Source organism: Novosphingobium sp. (assembly GCF_030699305.1).
Classification (GTDB): domain Bacteria; phylum Pseudomonadota; class Alphaproteobacteria; order Sphingomonadales; family Sphingomonadaceae; genus Novosphingobium.
Genome location: NZ_JAUYNB010000002.1, coordinates 1 through 14,300, shown reverse-complemented (window position 1 = coordinate 14,300; position 14,300 = coordinate 1). Strand labels below are relative to the sequence as shown.

At 66.5% G+C, this 14,300-nt stretch carries 19 protein-coding genes; 11 read left to right on the top strand and 8 right to left on the bottom strand.

Annotated features, from left to right (window positions below; translation table 11 throughout):
* Positions 1-60 precede the first annotated feature (60 nt).
* Both hslV and Q8Q53_RS00110 read right to left on the bottom strand, forming a co-directional pair.
* Complete coding sequence (hslV, locus tag Q8Q53_RS00115) at positions 61-618, bottom strand: ATP-dependent protease subunit HslV (RefSeq protein WP_305699709.1); 558 nt, start codon at positions 616-618, stop codon at positions 61-63.
* A 35-nt stretch (positions 619-653) separates the two neighbouring features.
* Entirely contained in the window at positions 654-1,130 is a 477-nt protein-coding gene (locus Q8Q53_RS00110) for an outer membrane protein assembly factor BamE (RefSeq protein WP_305699708.1), read from the bottom strand.
* Between the two features lie 132 nt (positions 1,131-1,262).
* On the opposite strand from Q8Q53_RS00110, the gene Q8Q53_RS00105 reads away from it, so the two are divergent.
* Both Q8Q53_RS00105 and Q8Q53_RS00100 read left to right on the top strand, forming a co-directional pair.
* Entirely contained in the window at positions 1,263-1,799 is a 537-nt protein-coding gene (locus Q8Q53_RS00105; protein WP_371136466.1) for a ubiquinol-cytochrome C chaperone family protein, read from the top strand.
* Positions 1,796-2,308 (top strand): DUF177 domain-containing protein, encoded by a 513-nt coding sequence (locus tag Q8Q53_RS00100; protein ID WP_305699707.1) that lies wholly within the window; start codon positions 1,796-1,798, stop codon positions 2,306-2,308. Before Q8Q53_RS00105 ends, Q8Q53_RS00100 begins: the two co-directional genes overlap by 4 nt.
* Before the next feature lie 23 nt (positions 2,309-2,331).
* On the opposite strand, the gene ssb is transcribed toward Q8Q53_RS00100, so the two are convergent.
* From ssb to Q8Q53_RS00075, 5 genes are all read right to left on the bottom strand, one after another.
* A complete protein-coding gene (gene ssb / locus Q8Q53_RS00095; protein ID WP_305699706.1) occupies positions 2,332-2,889 on the bottom strand; it encodes a single-stranded DNA-binding protein in 558 nt (185 codons plus the stop codon).
* A gap of 16 nt (positions 2,890-2,905) precedes the next feature.
* Positions 2,906-4,747 (bottom strand): ferrous iron transporter B, encoded by a 1,842-nt coding sequence (locus tag Q8Q53_RS00090; protein ID WP_305699705.1) that lies wholly within the window; start codon positions 4,745-4,747, stop codon positions 2,906-2,908.
* Position 4,748: 1 nt separating this feature from the next.
* On the bottom strand, positions 4,749-4,988 hold the full coding sequence (locus tag Q8Q53_RS00085) for a FeoA family protein (RefSeq protein ID WP_305699704.1): 240 nt from the start codon (positions 4,986-4,988) through the stop codon (positions 4,749-4,751).
* Between the two features lie 85 nt (positions 4,989-5,073).
* Positions 5,074-5,733 (bottom strand): COQ9 family protein, encoded by a 660-nt coding sequence (locus tag Q8Q53_RS00080; RefSeq protein ID WP_305699703.1) that lies wholly within the window; start codon positions 5,731-5,733, stop codon positions 5,074-5,076.
* A gap of 2 nt (positions 5,734-5,735) precedes the next feature.
* Complete coding sequence (locus Q8Q53_RS00075) at positions 5,736-6,353, bottom strand: ankyrin repeat domain-containing protein (protein WP_305699702.1); 618 nt, start codon at positions 6,351-6,353, stop codon at positions 5,736-5,738.
* A 96-nt stretch (positions 6,354-6,449) separates the two neighbouring features.
* Here Q8Q53_RS00075 and Q8Q53_RS00070 point away from each other — a divergent pair, with 96 nt between their 5' ends.
* From Q8Q53_RS00070 to Q8Q53_RS00040, 7 genes are read left to right on the top strand one after another with little or no spacing between them, the layout of a single operon-like run.
* A complete protein-coding gene (locus Q8Q53_RS00070) occupies positions 6,450-7,061 on the top strand; it encodes an SCO family protein (protein WP_305699701.1) in 612 nt (203 codons plus the stop codon).
* Positions 7,058-7,537, top strand: a complete 480-nt coding sequence (locus Q8Q53_RS00065) for a YcgN family cysteine cluster protein (RefSeq protein WP_305699700.1) — start codon at positions 7,058-7,060, stop codon at positions 7,535-7,537. The genes Q8Q53_RS00070 and Q8Q53_RS00065 overlap by 4 nt, the downstream gene beginning before the upstream one ends.
* On the top strand, positions 7,515-8,255 hold the full coding sequence (locus Q8Q53_RS00060; protein ID WP_305699699.1) for a M48 family metallopeptidase: 741 nt from the start codon (positions 7,515-7,517) through the stop codon (positions 8,253-8,255). The genes Q8Q53_RS00065 and Q8Q53_RS00060 overlap by 23 nt, the downstream gene beginning before the upstream one ends.
* Before the next feature lie 42 nt (positions 8,256-8,297).
* The gene (locus tag Q8Q53_RS00055; protein WP_305699698.1) at positions 8,298-8,813 is read left to right on the top strand and encodes a DUF4402 domain-containing protein; all 516 of its coding nucleotides are present in this window, start codon (positions 8,298-8,300) and stop codon (positions 8,811-8,813) included.
* 55 nt (positions 8,814-8,868) lie between these two features.
* On the top strand, positions 8,869-9,351 hold the full coding sequence (locus tag Q8Q53_RS00050; RefSeq protein WP_305699697.1) for a hypothetical protein: 483 nt from the start codon (positions 8,869-8,871) through the stop codon (positions 9,349-9,351).
* Positions 9,341-10,309, top strand: coding sequence for a bifunctional diaminohydroxyphosphoribosylaminopyrimidine deaminase/5-amino-6-(5-phosphoribosylamino)uracil reductase RibD (gene ribD, locus Q8Q53_RS00045; RefSeq protein ID WP_305699696.1), 969 nt, complete (start codon positions 9,341-9,343; stop codon positions 10,307-10,309). The genes Q8Q53_RS00050 and ribD overlap by 11 nt, the downstream gene beginning before the upstream one ends.
* Positions 10,309-10,926, top strand: coding sequence for a riboflavin synthase (locus tag Q8Q53_RS00040; protein WP_305699695.1), 618 nt, complete (start codon positions 10,309-10,311; stop codon positions 10,924-10,926). The genes ribD and Q8Q53_RS00040 overlap by 1 nt, the downstream gene beginning before the upstream one ends.
* An 87-nt stretch (positions 10,927-11,013) precedes the next feature.
* Here Q8Q53_RS00040 and Q8Q53_RS00035 read toward each other — a convergent pair whose 3' ends face one another.
* Positions 11,014-12,192 carry an amino acid aminotransferase gene (locus Q8Q53_RS00035; protein WP_305699694.1) on the bottom strand — a complete coding sequence of 393 codons (1,179 nt, stop codon included), beginning with the start codon at positions 12,190-12,192 and terminating at the stop codon, positions 11,014-11,016.
* Between the two features lie 94 nt (positions 12,193-12,286).
* Between Q8Q53_RS00035 and Q8Q53_RS00030 the strand changes: the two genes are divergently transcribed.
* Together Q8Q53_RS00030 and Q8Q53_RS00025 are read left to right on the top strand one after the other, a co-directional pair.
* A complete protein-coding gene (locus tag Q8Q53_RS00030) occupies positions 12,287-12,712 on the top strand; it encodes a DUF983 domain-containing protein (RefSeq protein WP_305699693.1) in 426 nt (141 codons plus the stop codon).
* A 366-nt stretch (positions 12,713-13,078) separates the two neighbouring features.
* Positions 13,079-14,185 (top strand): IS30 family transposase, encoded by a 1,107-nt coding sequence (locus tag Q8Q53_RS00025; protein WP_305699692.1) that lies wholly within the window; start codon positions 13,079-13,081, stop codon positions 14,183-14,185.
* Positions 14,186-14,300 lie beyond the last annotated feature (115 nt).

The window sequence follows — 14,300 nt, the reverse complement described above, 5'->3', positions numbered from 1 at the left end:
TAGTCGAGACACCTGGCGCACGTGTCTCGACTACGCTCGACACGAACGGAAAGGGGGGGGTCAGATCGTTTCCACAGTCACGCGGTCATTGGTGAAGACGCAGACTTCCGCTGCCACCGCCATGGCGCGGCGGGCGATCTTTTCCGGATCGGTTTCATAATCGACCAGCGCCCGCGCGGCGGCGAGCGCATAGTTGCCGCCCGAGCCGATCGCCGTAACTCCGCCTTCGGGTTCCAGCACGTCGCCATTGCCGGTCAGCACCAGCATGATTTCGGCATCGGCCACGATCATCAGTGCTTCGAGATTGCGCAGGTATTTATCGGTGCGCCAGTCCTTGGCGAGTTCCACTGCCGCGCGCATCAGCTGGCCGCGGTGCTGTTCCAGCTTGCGTTCCAGCCGTTCGAACAGGGTGAAGGCATCAGCAGTGGCCCCGGCGAACCCGGCAATCACCTTGCCATCGCCAATCCGCCGCACCTTGCGGGCGTTGGGCTTCATCACGGTGTTGCCCATGGAAACCTGGCCGTCGCCCGCAATCACGGTGCGCCCGCCCAGCTTGACGCCGATGATGGTGGTGCCGTGCCACTGGACCAGGCCGTGGCTGGAATGTTGATCAGTCATGCGCCGGATATATGGTCTATCCGGCCAGCTTCAACCTAACTTCCGTTCGGGCCGCCTGCGCCGCCTGCACCGCCAGCGCCGGTGCCAACCGTGCCGATGTTGCCGAACAGATCCTGCAGGAACGTGCGCTCACGACCGAGCGTCGGCGTCTTGTCGCCATCAGGGTTAAGCTGGACGACGTTTTCCATCCCGGTCCGGTCGATCCCCAGCACGTTGCCCTTTTCGTCAAAGCGGATGCGCAGCAGCATCTGGTCGTTGATCCGGGCGCTGCGGAACGCGGCCTGCTTGGTGTTCTGCGAGACGTAATACCAGTCCTTGCGGCCGAACTGGCTGATGAACGTGGGGCGCCCCAGCGTGCGTTCGACCGAAGCCTGGTTGTCGATCCCCGGCTGGACCGAATCGAGCAGGGCCTGGTCGACCAGATAGCCGCGATGATCGCGCAGCGATGTGCAGCCGCCCAGCGCCGCTACCATCAGCACCCCGATTACAGTGCCGCGAACCAAACCTTGCATAGTCATCTTGCTCCAGAGCCCAAGGGCGGGCATTGCCCACCCTGCGCTGTATCCTATATCGGCGTCGAGCCTTAAGCCGCCCCGCCGTCCGTGGCAATGGCGCTTGGCCTGCCCGGCTTTAATCGCCGCTGAATGGAAGGAATGACCGTCATGGGCCTGTTTGCCCACTTGTTCGGCCCGAAAGAGGATGAACACGCCCAAGTCCGCGCCCTGTGGCACGCCGTGGTCGCCCGCGCGCGCGATCCGCGCTGGTATGCGCAGCTGGGCGTGGCCGACAGTCTGCCCGGCCGGTTCGATGCGATTACCATCGTGCTGGGGCTGGTGCTGCTCCGGATGGAACAGGAAGAAACCCTGCGGATGCGCACAGCCCGCCTGACCGAGTTGTTCGTCACCGATATGGACGGCCAACTGCGCGAAAGCGGCGTCGGCGATGTGGTGATGGGCAAACGCATGGGTAAACTGATGAGCGTGGTCGGCGGGCGGCTGTCCGCCTGGCGCGACGGGCTGGCGGCCAGCGATCCGGCGGTGCTGGCCGATGCGGTGGACCGCAACGTCACCCTGAACGAAGGCGCAAGTGCGGCGGCGGTGGCGGATGAAATGCGCCGCCTTGCCGCTGCGCTGGCCGCTGTGCCCGAAGCACAGCTGCTCGCCGGGGAGGTGCCGGCATGACCGAGTTTTCCCGCAGCTTCGATGTTCGCGCCCTGCCCGGCGAAGCCGTCACGCTGGACGCCACCGCCGATGAATGCGCCGCGCTGGCCCGCCGGTTCGCGCTGGTCGCCGTGCACAGCCTGCACGCAGAGATCACCCTGATCGCGGCGGGTGGCAAGGTATCCGCGACCGGCCGGTTAAAAGCCAGTATCGTCCAGACCTGCGCGATTTCAGGCGATGACCTGCCGGTGCAGATCGACGAGCCGGTCAAGCTGCGCTTCGTCCCTGCCGCAGCCACGCACCGTCCGGACGAAGAAGTGGAACTGGACGCCGGGGCGCTGGACGAGACCGAATATCAGGGCACCCTGTTCGATCTGGGTGAGGAACTGGCGCAAGGGCTGGCCGTCGCGATCGACCCGTTCCTGGCCGGTCCGAATGCCGAGGAAGCCCGGCGCAAGGCCGGGCTGCTGAATGAAACCGCCAGCGGACCGTTTGCGGCGCTGGCGGGGTTAAAGGCGAAGCTGGACTAGGATCAGACCGAAGCGGTTCCCGATCAGAACGGAATATCGTCATCCAGGTCATCGGCGAACCCGCCGCGCGGCGCGCCGCCGCCGGGGTTGCCGCCGCCAGCGCCGCCGCCGGTATTACCCCACTCGCTACCGCCCGACCGGCCCCCACCGCCAGCTCCGCCGCCCCAGTCACCACCGCCACCGCCGCCGCCGCCGCGCTGACCACCGCCGCCACTGCCGCCGCCCGCACCGGGCGCGCCGTCCAGCATGGTCAGCACGCCGTTCATGCCGACCGAGATTTCGGTGGTGTAGCGGTCATTGCCGGATTGGTCCTGCCACTTGCGGGTGCGCAGCTGGCCTTCGATGTAGACCTTGGAACCCTTGCGCAGGAAGCGTTCGGCCACGCCGACCAGCCCGTCGGACTGGAGCACGACCGAATGCCATTCGGTGCGTTCCTTGCGTTCGCCCGTGGCCTTGTCCTTCCACGATTCGGACGTCGCGATGCGCAGGTTGGCAATGCGTCCGCCGTTCTGGAAGCTCTTGACCTCAGGGTCCTGGCCCAGATTGCCGACCAGGATGACCTTGTTGACGCTGCCCGCCATAAACCTTCTTTCTTCGCTATAGACCGAGCGCCACGGCGCTCCAGTATGTGATTCCCGCGAAGACGTAGGCCAATCCGAACAGATAGAGCAACATGACGATGGGCCATTTCCACCCGTTTGTTTCGCGCCGGGTGACGGCAATCGTGCTCATGCACTGCGGCGCGAACACGAACCACGCCAGGAACGCCAGCGCGGTGGGCAGCGACCAGTCGGCTTTCAGCCGTTCGCCCAGCTGTGCCGCCTGCTCTTCCTCACTGTCGGCACCGACGGCATAGCTGGTGGCCAGGCTGCTGACCGCCACTTCGCGCGCGGCCATCGCCGGGATCAGCGACAGCGCGATATCGCGGTTGAACCCGATCGGTTCGACCACCACGGCCAGGCCATTGGCGATCTTGCCCGCGATCGAGGCATCGACCTGATTGTCACCCTCGCCTGCACGGGGGAAGTTGAGCAGGATCCACAGCACCACCGTGACCATGAAGATGATCGTGCCCGCCCGGCGCAGGAATATCCAGGCGCGCTGCCACAGCCCGATCAGCAGGTCGTCCAGCCGCGGCAGCTGATACTTCGGCAGTTCCATGATGAACCCGCTGGCCGCGCCCTTGGTGACCGACCGGCGCAGCACCAGCGCGACGATCATCGCCGCCACGATCCCGAACACATACAGTCCCAGCAGGACCAGCCCTTGCAGGCCAACCGGCCCCAGCACGCGGGTGTTGGGGATGAACGCCGCAATGATGACCGCATAGACCGGCAGCCGCGCCGAACAGGTCATCAGCGGGGCAATCAGGATCGTGGTCAGCCGGTCTTTCGAATCGGTGATGCTGCGCGTCGCCATGATGCCGGGAATCGCGCAGGCAAAACTGGACAGCAGCGGAATGAAGCTGCGCCCGGACAGCCCGACACCCGCCATCAGCCGGTCCATCAGAAACGCCGCGCGCGCCATATAGCCCGATGCTTCCATCACCAGGATAAAGAAGAACAGGATCACGATCTGCGGCAGGAACACCACGACCGAGCCTACGCCCGACAGGATCCCCTCGGTCAGCAGATCGCGCGGCAGGCCTTCGGGCAAAGTTGTGCGGGCCAGATCCGACAGCGCGCCGATCCCGCCTTCCAGCGCATCGGCAAATGGCCCAGCCCAGCTGAACACCGCCTGGAACACCACGAACAGCAGCGCGAACAGGATCAGCGGCCCCAGCCACGGGTGCAGGAACAACCGGTCGAGCTTGGCGTGCAGGCGGTGCCGCGCGGTTTCCGAAATGATTGCCCCGTCGGCAATTGCATGGGCGGTGACGCGCCGTTCGGTCTGCGTGGTATGCGGACGGTGATGTTCCACCGGGCGGTCTTCGGCAGCGGCAATCGCGGCGGCCAGCTCGCTCAGTCCGCGGCGGCGCACCGCGACCGTGGGGATCACCGGCACCCCCAGCGCCTCGGCCAGCGCGGCGGGATCGATCACCAGACCATCCCGCTCGGCCAGATCGACCATGTTGAGCGCGACCACCGTCGGGCGCCCCAGCGCGATCACTTCCTGCGCGAACACCAGATGCTGTTCGAGGTTTGAGGCATCGAGCACGACCACCAGAACTTGCGGGGCCGGTTCCCCCGGCAATTCGCCCAGGATCACCCGGCGGGTCACTTCCTCGTCCGGGCTGGTGGCGTTCAGGCCATAGCTGCCGGGCAGGTCGGTCAGTTCGATCGCTTCGCCCGATGGCAGCACCAGCCGCCCGGCCTTGCGTTCAACCGTGACGCCCGGATAGTTGGCGATCTTCTGGCGCGCGCCGGTCAGCGCGTTGAACAGCGCGCTTTTGCCCGCGTTGGGATTGCCGACCAGGGCAGCGGTGCGCAACTGGGCCATGTTACAGCACCTCCACTTGCATCGCGCGGGCATGGGCGCGGCGCAGCGCCACGGTCATCCGGCCCACGGTCAGCGCAATCGGATCGCGCCCGCCGAACACGCCGCGATGCGCCACCGCCACCCGCGCGCCGACATCAATGCCCAGCGCCTGAAGCCGCGCGGCTTCTTCCGCAACCAGCGCGGCCCAATCGACCGCCGTGATCAGTGCGCGCGTTCCGGGGGGGAGAAGATCGAGTGTCATCGCCCATGGCGCTGCCAGATCGGCAGGCTAATTGCAAGTCGTTCGCAATACTATTGATCGAGGTCAAATTTGACCTGCCGGACGTCTACCGCGCCGGGTAGCGCAGCCGCCCCAGCAGCCGCGCCGGGCTGAAATGTTCGCGGTCCGGGTTCAGCCACTTCGCCTTGGCCTTTTCAAACCGCATGATCCCGTCGATCCGCCGGTCCAGGAACGCACGGGTATCAGCGCAGTCCTCGCTCTTGTCGTCAGCATAGACGGCCAGCGTCGCGCCATAGATCCCCGCCAGGATCGTGCGCTTGGTGTAATAGTTGTAATCGACCGAGCTATCGCCCGCCAGCCGCCACATCGCGTCCGCGCTGTGCCAGCCCAGTTGCAGCGCCCGCGGCGCGTTCTGCGGCATTGCCATGATCGCCAGCGCGCGGCGCAGCGCTTCCTGCTGCCAGGCGATGGCATCCAGCCGGAACTGGACCAGGCTGCGGATCCGTTCGCGGATCTTCATGGCCGCCAGCTTCTCCGCCGGAAAGGCCGCCGCCATATCGGCGTCAATCGCCGCGACCCAGCCCGCGATCATGTCCATCGCCCCGCCGGGAAACGCGAACAGCGCGGCATCGGGATCAAGCCCGACCTGCTGCGCCGCCGCGCGCACCGCCGCTTCGCTCCAGCCGTCGAACGTGGCGGCATCGGCAATGGCGGGCGCCAGCGCCAGCCGCATTGCATCCAGCGAGCTATCGGCAGCAGCGCCCATGGTCAGAGCACCGGGCCGTAGGACTTGGGCTTGCCCGCCGGGTTCTTCGGCTTGGCATTGGTCTCAATCTCGGTCAGCAGCGAGGGGCTTTTATCGAGCTTGGCATAATCGCGCGCGGTGCGGCCCGAATTGTCGGCCCGGTCGGCATCGGCCCCGGCCAGCAGCAACGCGCGGATCATCGGGATATTGCGGTTGTGGACAGCCGTGATAAGCGGGGTTTCACCGGTATCGCTGCTTTCATCGACCCGCGCGCCGCGCGCCAGCAGCAGGTCCACCCCTTCGGAATAATTCATGCTTGCCGCCACGACCAGCGCGGTTGCGCCCTTGAAATCGCGGGCATTCACATTCGCGCCCTTGGCCAACAGATAGGACATCCAGTCCTTTTCCTGCCGCGTGGTGGCGATGTGCAGCGCGGTTTCGCCGGTGGTCTTGTCCTTGTGGTTGATCAGGTTCGGCCCGCCTTTGGCGAGCAGGTCGGTCACCTTGTTGCCGTCCTTTTTCTTGACTGCTTCCAGCAGCTGATACCCTTCCGAAAACCCGGCCTGCGCCAGCGCCGGAGCGGCGACGAACAGCGCCAGCGCGGCAGCGGCGGCGGATGAAAACGGACGAAATGGCACCACGGTAATAAATCCTCCTGTTTCGAAGGCCGCAGACTCGCAGCCAGCCCGAAACGATCCTTGCGCCGCGCGGTTTAGCAGAGCATGAACCGCCACGCCATGATCAAGCCAAAACTTCGCTTTGCAATCGCCCTTTGTGCCGCCCTCCCCGCCGCGCTGGCCGCGTGCGGCCCCGCCGCCGCGCCGCCCGCCCAGATCGTGGGCACGGCGATTGACGGCGCCGCCATCGGCGGACCGTTCGAGTTGACCGACAAGGACGGCAAACCGGTGAAGTGGGACGATTTCGCGGGCAAATACCGGATCGTCTATTTCGGCTACACGTTCTGCCCGGATGCCTGCCCGATGGACATGGGCATCCTGATGAACGGCTTTGCCAAGTTCGAAAAATCGCACCCCGATCTCGCGGCCAAGATCCAGCCGATCTTCATCACGATTGATCCTGCGCGCGACACTCCGGCGCGGGTCGGCGAATTTGCCGCCGCGTTCTCACCCCGGTTGATCGGGTTGACCGGCACGCAGGTGCAGATCGACGGCGCGGTCAAGGCGTTCAAGGCGGTGGCCGCGCGCGGTGAGGAGACCACTGGCGGCTACCTGATGGATCACAGCCGCATGGCCTATCTGATGGACCCGGCGGGCAAGCCGATCGAAGCGCTGCCGGTGGACAAGGACGCAGACGCTGTCGCAGCGGACCTTGCCATTTCGGTGAAGTGAGCGCGCTGCGCGACAAGTTCTGGGAACGGCCGCTGGACGACTTGTCCCGCGCGGAATGGGAAGCGCTGTGCGATGGTTGCGGCCAGTGCTGCCTGCACAAGGCCGAGGATGAAGATACCGGCGCGATCTATCCCACCAATGTCGCGTGCAAGCTGCTCGATATCCCGTCCGCGCGCTGTTCGGACTATGCCCGGCGCAAGACGCGGGTGCCCGATTGCGTGCGACTGACACCGGCGCTGGTGCTGGGGATCGAATGGCTGCCCGAAACTTGCGCCTATCGCCTGCGCGCCGACGGTGATCCGTTGCCTGACTGGCACTATCTGATCTGCGGGGACCGCGACGGGGTGCACGATGCGGGCATTTCGGTGCGCGGCCGCGCGATCAGCGAGGAGCTGGCCGGACCGCTGGAACAGCATATCATTCTTCCGCCGGGCCTGATGTGGGCCGGGGATGATGACGACGACGACGATGCTTGACTGGCTGCGCCGCGATCCCCGCGAAGTCCCGCGGATCGAGGTGCTGGGCCGCGCGTTGCCGGTCGTGATGCGCCGCACGGCCAGCGCCCGGCGGATGACCATGCGGCTCGCCCCCGATGGCAGCGAAGTGCGGATCACCCTGCCGCGCTGGGGCCGCAGCGGCGAGGCGCTGGAATTTGCCCGCACCCGCGCCGGTTGGCTGGCCAGCCAGCTCGCCGCCCTGCCCGCGCCGGTCGTGCTGGCGGACGGGGCGACCCTGCCTTTTCGCGGGATCGCCCACACCCTGCGCCACGATCCCGCCCGCCCGCGCCGGGTCCGCGCGGAGGCCGGGGAATTGCTCATCGGCGGCCCGCCTGACGGTCTGGACGGGCGCTTGCGCCGCTGGCTTGAGGGGGAGGCCCGCCGCCTGCTGGCCGAAGACCTGACCCATTACTGCACCCGCGCCGACCAGCCGCAGGCCCGCCTGATGCTCAGCCGTGCAACCCGGCGCTGGGGCAGCTGCGCGCACGACGGCACGATCCGGCTCAACTGGCGGCTGGTGATGGCGCCCGATTCGGTCCGGCGTTCGGTGGTCGCGCATGAGGTTGCGCACCTGCTCCACATGGATCACAGCGCGCGCTTTCACACCGCGCTCAAGGTATTGTTCGAAGGCGATATTGCTGCTGAAAACGAGTGGCTGAAACGCGAAGGGCGCAGCCTTTACGTGCCCTTCGGATAGGCCCGTAACCCGAAATTAACCATAAGGGCGGACACTCGCAGCATGGCCCGGACGGCGTTTCCCGCTGCGATCATCGCTGCTCTGGCGCTGTTGCCGGTGCCCGGCGCTGCGCAGGACGGCTGCCGCCTGTGCTACAGCAGCCCCGGCGCGGTCCCCGGCGAACGCCCGCTCAGCATCGAAATCTTTGCCGACCTGTCGCTGGGCAAGCTGGCGATGACCGGGCGCGGCGGCGGCAGCGTGACGGTCGATCCCGAAAGCAGCGGCAAGCGCACCCAGGGCGAGATGATGGACCTTGGCGGCACTACCCTGACCGGGCGCGGGCTGATCCGGGGCGAGCCGTTGCGCGACGTCCGCGTCGACCTGCCGGACCGCGTGCCGATGACCGCACCCGACGGGTCGGAAGCGGAACTGACCGGGTTTACCACCAACCTGCCTGCCCACCCGGTGCTGGACAGCAACGGACGGCTCGAATTCACGTTCGGCGCAAAGCTGGTGGTGCGCGGATCGCGCGGCGGGAACTATCGGGGGCGCATCCCGATTTCGGTCGATTACAACTGACCACTGGCGCGGCGGGCGGCCAGCGCCTATCTTTACGCGCATGGCTCTCGGTCCAATGTCCTTCCTGAAGAATGCCAACCCGGTTGGCGCGTTCAGCGATTTCCGCGCAGTGTATCGCGATGCCGGTCCCCGGCGCTGGCCGATCATGGTGGTATCGCTGCTGACCACGGTCGGGATCTTTTCGATCATGGCGGGCGAAAGCTGGACCATGCCGCGCGCCCTGCCCACGATCACCTATATCAATTCCTGGCCCGCCGACCGGACGGAAGAGGAAACCCGCGCCTTCATCGCCGAAAACCAGGCCCGCAAGGAAGAACGCGCCGCGCTGGAACAGGCGGCGAGCGAGGAAGGCAAGAAAGTCTGGAAAACACTGGGCAAAGTCTCCGGCATCGACGTCGCGAAGGTCGAGGCCGAGGCCGAGGCTGACCGCAAGGCTGCCGCAGCCGCCGAAAAGGCCCGGCTGGAACAGATGACCGGCCAGAATCTGCCCGAACCCGACGCACCACAGGCGCTGCCAGAGCCGCCCGTTGAGCCATAACGCCGATCACCGCTGGCTGGCCGCTGCCGCTGCGCTCGCCGCGCGGGGCCGTCCGCTCAGTCGCCCCAACCCGGCGGTCGGCGCGCTGATCGTGCGGGACGGCGTGGTGATCGCGCGTGGCTGGACCCAGCCCGGCGGCCGCCCCCATGCCGAGGCCGCCGCGCTCGCCGCTGCCGGAGAAGCTGCGCGCGGGGCAACGCTCTACGTCAGCCTTGAACCCTGCGCCCATCAGTCCCCGCGCGGGCCGTCGTGCGCCGATCTGGTCGCCGCGAGCGGTCTGGCCCGCGTCGTCGTCGGCTGCGGCGATCCCGATCCGCGCACCGCCGGGCAAGGCATCGCCGGAATCGCGGCGGCGGGCATCGCGGTGGAGCACGTGCCCTCGCCCGTCTGCGCGGCCAGCCTGGCCGGATACCTCAGCCTGCGCACGCGCGGTCGGCCGCATGTCACGCTGAAACTGGCCACCTCGCTCGATGGCTGCATCGCGCTGGCGGGGGGCGAAAGCCAGTGGATCACCGGGCCGGAGGCGCGCGCGCACTGCCATGCGGAGCGCGCCCGCGCCGATGCGATTCTGGTCGGCGGCGGCACCTTGCGCGCCGACAACCCCCGGCTCGACGTGCGCCTTCCGGGGCTGGAAGCGCGCAGCCCGCAGCGCTGGGTGCTGACGCGCGGGGCAGCGCCCCAAGGCTGGCACGTGCTACCCGATCCAGCCGCGATCCAGACCATGGACGGCGTGCAATACCTTTTCATCGAAGGCGGGGCAGAGACCGCTGCCGCATTCCTGCGCGCCGGGCTGGTCGATGAGCTGCTACTCTACCGCGCCCCGATCCTGATCGGCGGCGGCAAGCCCGGCATTGCCGATCTGGGGCTGACCGCACTGGCAGACGCCCACGGCCAGTGGCAGCGCAGCGATTTTCGCCAGCTTGGCAACGACACCGTGGAGCGCTACGAGCGCTGCTGATGTTTACCGGAATTATCACTGCCATCGGCACCATTCGCGAAGCCCGCCAGACGGGTGATCTCCACGCCGTGATCACCTGCCCGTGGGACCCGGCGGGGATCGCCATCGGCGCGTCGATCGCCTGTTCGGGCGTCTGCCTGACCGTGGTGGAGCGCGGCGGCGTGGTGGGCGATGCGTGGTTCGCGGTCGATATTTCGGGCGAGACGGTCTCGCGCACGGTCCCCGCCATGTGGGAAGCGGGCCAGCGGCTCAATCTGGAACCGGCGATGAAGCTGGGCGATGAGCTGGGCGGTCACATCGTCACCGGCCATGTCGATGCGGTCGGCAGCATCGTCAGCGCCGAAGAAGTGGGCGGATCGCACCAGTTCTGGGTCAAGACCCCGGCCGAGCTTGCCCCCTATATCGCACCCAAGGGCTCGGTCACGGTCGATGGCATCTCGCTGACGGTCAACGCGGTCGAGGACCAGCCGGACGGCACCTGCCATTTCATGCTGAACATCATCCCCCACACCGCCGAAGTCACCACGGCGGGCGACTGGCAGGCGGGCAGCGCGGTCAATCTGGAAATCGACGTGCTGGCGCGTTACCTGCAACGGATGCAAAGCCTGCGCGGCTGAACGCTGGGCTTTCAGCGCAAATCCCGCACAAAAAAGCCGCCCCGGCTTGGACCGGAGCGGCTTTTTTGTGTCCTTATCGCCCTGAAATCAGGCGGAAACCTCAGCCAGATCGGCAATGAACTTGCCGATGTTGCCCATCGTCAGGCCCGCCACGTTGATCCGGCCCGAACCGGCCATGTAGATGCCGTGATCGGTGCGCAGCTTCAGGATCTGTTCGCTGGTCAGCGGCAGGATCGAGAACAGGCCGTTCTGCCCGCCCAGCGGGGTCAGGTCGATCGCGCCCGCCGAACCGGCTTTGGCCAGCGCGGCGCGGACCTGGTTCATGCGCGCGCGCATCACGTCCAGCTCGCCCAGCCACAGCTTGGTCATGGCGGCGTCTTCCAGAATCAGGCGGACCGCCGCCGCGCCGTGATCGGGCGGCATCGACCACGCCGCGCGGGCCAGCGAATGGCCGTTCGACAGCACCGCGTTCAGCTGCGCCGGATCGGCGACCATCGCGTAAACCGCGCCGACGCGGTCACGGTACATGCCAAAGTTCTTGTCGCAGCTGTAGGCGATCAGCGCTTCCGGCACGGCGGCCAGCACGCGGCGCACGCCATAGGCGTCTTCTTCCATGCCCTTGCCCAGCCCCTGATAGGCCAGATCGAGCACCGGCAGCACGCCCCGCGCGGCGATCAGCGCGGCGATTTCATCCCAGTCGGCGTGCGAATAATCGATGCCGGTCGGGTTATGGCAACAGCCATGCAGCAGCACCGCGTCCTGCGGCCCGGCCTCGGCCAGCGCACCGCGCAGCGCGTCCATGTCGACCACGCCGCCCTTGGTCGCGTGGTTGAAGGTCTTCAGTTCCAGCCCCAGATCGGCAAAGATCTGCGCGTGGTTGGGCCAGCTGGGCGTGCCCATCCAGATTCGCTGCGCGCCCGCCTTCTTGGCCAGCCCCACGGCCAGCCGCACGCCGCCGGTGCCGCCGGGGGTCTGCATCCCGTCGATCCGCCCGTCCATCGTCGGATTGGCCGCGCCGAACACATAGGGCATCAGCGCGTGGACAAAGCCCATGTCGCCTTCCGGCCCCAGATAGGCTTTGGAATCCTGCGTTTCGAGCAGCTTCGCCTCGGCCGCCTTGATCGCGGCGAACACCGGGGTCGCCCCCGTATCGGTGCGATAGACGCCCACACCCAGGTCGATCTTGTCGGCCCGCGGGTCGGCGTTGTGGAGCTTGATCAGCGCGAGCAGCGCATCGGCGGGCTGTTGGGCAAGGTTGGTCAGCATGGCGCCGCCCTTTGCAACCGCAGCGCCGCAGGGGCAACCTTTTTTGCATTTATTAGCACTTGCGCATGTTACCCCGTTCTGTAAGGGGCAGGCCATGACCCTGTCCGAAGCCAGCCGCCTGCCCGCCACGCTGATGCAAGCGATGCTGCGGGGCGCGCGCTTTCGCTGCCCGCGCTGCGAGGAAAAGGGCCTGTTCGCCCGCTACCTGAAACCTTCGCCGCGCTGTTCGCACTGCGGACAGGACTGGACGCTACATCAGGCCGACGATTTCCCGCCCTACGTCTCGATGTTCCTGACCGGCCATCTGATGGCGCCGGTCATCATCGAAGTGGCCAGCAACGACAGCCTGTCGCTGGCGGTGAAGCTGGGCATCACCTTCGGGATCGGCTCGGTCCTGATGATCGGCCTGCTGCAACCCGCCAAGGGCGCGATCATCGCGCTGCAATGGTGGATGGGCATGCACGGCTTCCGCCCCGCTGGCCGGGATGAGGCCGAAGCGGTGTTTGGGCCGAGGGCCTGAATGCAGACGCTTTGCTCTCTCCCCTTCAGGGGAGAGATACGCAGGCTTGGCAGCTTGCTGCCTAGCCGAAGTTGAGCGGGGCCGAAGTTGAGCGGGAATGGCGGCGTCCGCGTCCCCCTCTCCCAACCCTCTCCCCTGAAGGTGAGAGGGCAGAGCGGCGACTTTGCGCGCCGACCTTCTCCGACCTGCCGCACCAGAATGCCCCCTTGTTGACAGCACCGCATCGTCGCCGCGTGCTTGACACGGGGCCAGGCTGCCTGTGCGCCCCACCCGACGTGTTCCGTGTGAACCGAGGATCGTGCAGACAACAAAGCCAAGCCCCCCTGAGTTCACAAACGAAGTGCAACACCTCAGACAGGTGCTGCCATGCCCAGATACACCCAGCTTTCGCTTGAGGAGCGATGCTCGATTGCCCGGCTTCGCGAAGCCGGGCAATCGATCCGGCAAATTGCTGCAGCTCTGGATCGCCAGCCGTCGACCATCGCCCGCGAACTGAAGCGCAACACCGGCAACCGGGTCGGGTACCAGCCAGCCTACGCTCAAGCGCAGACCTCGGCGCGACGCTGGAGCGCAAGCCGTCTGGAACGCAACGATGAACTGCGCGGCACGGTGCTGGACCGCCTTGCCGCTGGCTGGTCGCCCGAACAGATCGCCGGACGCCTCGCCCGCGAGGAAGGCCGCAAGGTCATCAGCCACGAGACCATCTACCGCTTCGTCTACGCTCAACTCAAACGCACCAACGACACCAAGTGGCGGCTCTACCTGCCCCGCGCCAAAATCAGACGTGGCTGGCGCACCAAGGGCGGATGGCCCCGAACCCACGGAAAATGCTCGATCCATGACCGGCCTGCAGACATCGCCACACGCCAGACACCAGGCCATTGGGAGGCAGACTGCATGCTGTTCCGTACCCCGGGGCCAGCCATCCTGATCGCTCACGAGCGCCACTCGCGGATTACCCTCGCCCTGCCACAGTCACGCCTCAGGGCGCAAACCGTCGCCGACGACCTCACCCGCCTGCTCGAACCGATCGCGCCAAACCTGCGCCAATCCATAACCTTCGACAACGGCGCCGAGTTCACCCGCCACCACCAGCTCGCCAGCCAGCTCGGCATCCACACCTACTTCTGCGATCCACGCGCACCGTGGCAAAAGGGCGGCATCGAAAATGCCATCGGCCGCCTCAGGCGCGCCCTGCCCACAAAAATCGACCCCAAAACGTTGCCGGCACAGCAACTCGATGCCATCCTCGCAAACTACAACAACACACCCAGAAAATGCCTCGGCTTCAAAACTCCAGCCGAAGCCTTCAACCTGTTGCACTTCGAATGTGAATCCACACCCGGATCAAGTCCGGGGCGACGGGGAGGATGGGCAGCTTGCCTCTCCTATTTGCTGCAAGCTGTCGTTCCGGACACGACCCCAAAGTCGACATTACATCAATCGTCGCTCAGAATCTGGCTTGCCGCATAAATCGCGATCAGGGCTTCCGGTTTCGCTTGCGTAGCGACATGGAGGATCATGGTTCGTTGGAGTTCGACATCGGGATGAAACGCACAGTTCCCGGCGAACCATAGCGCTTCCGACA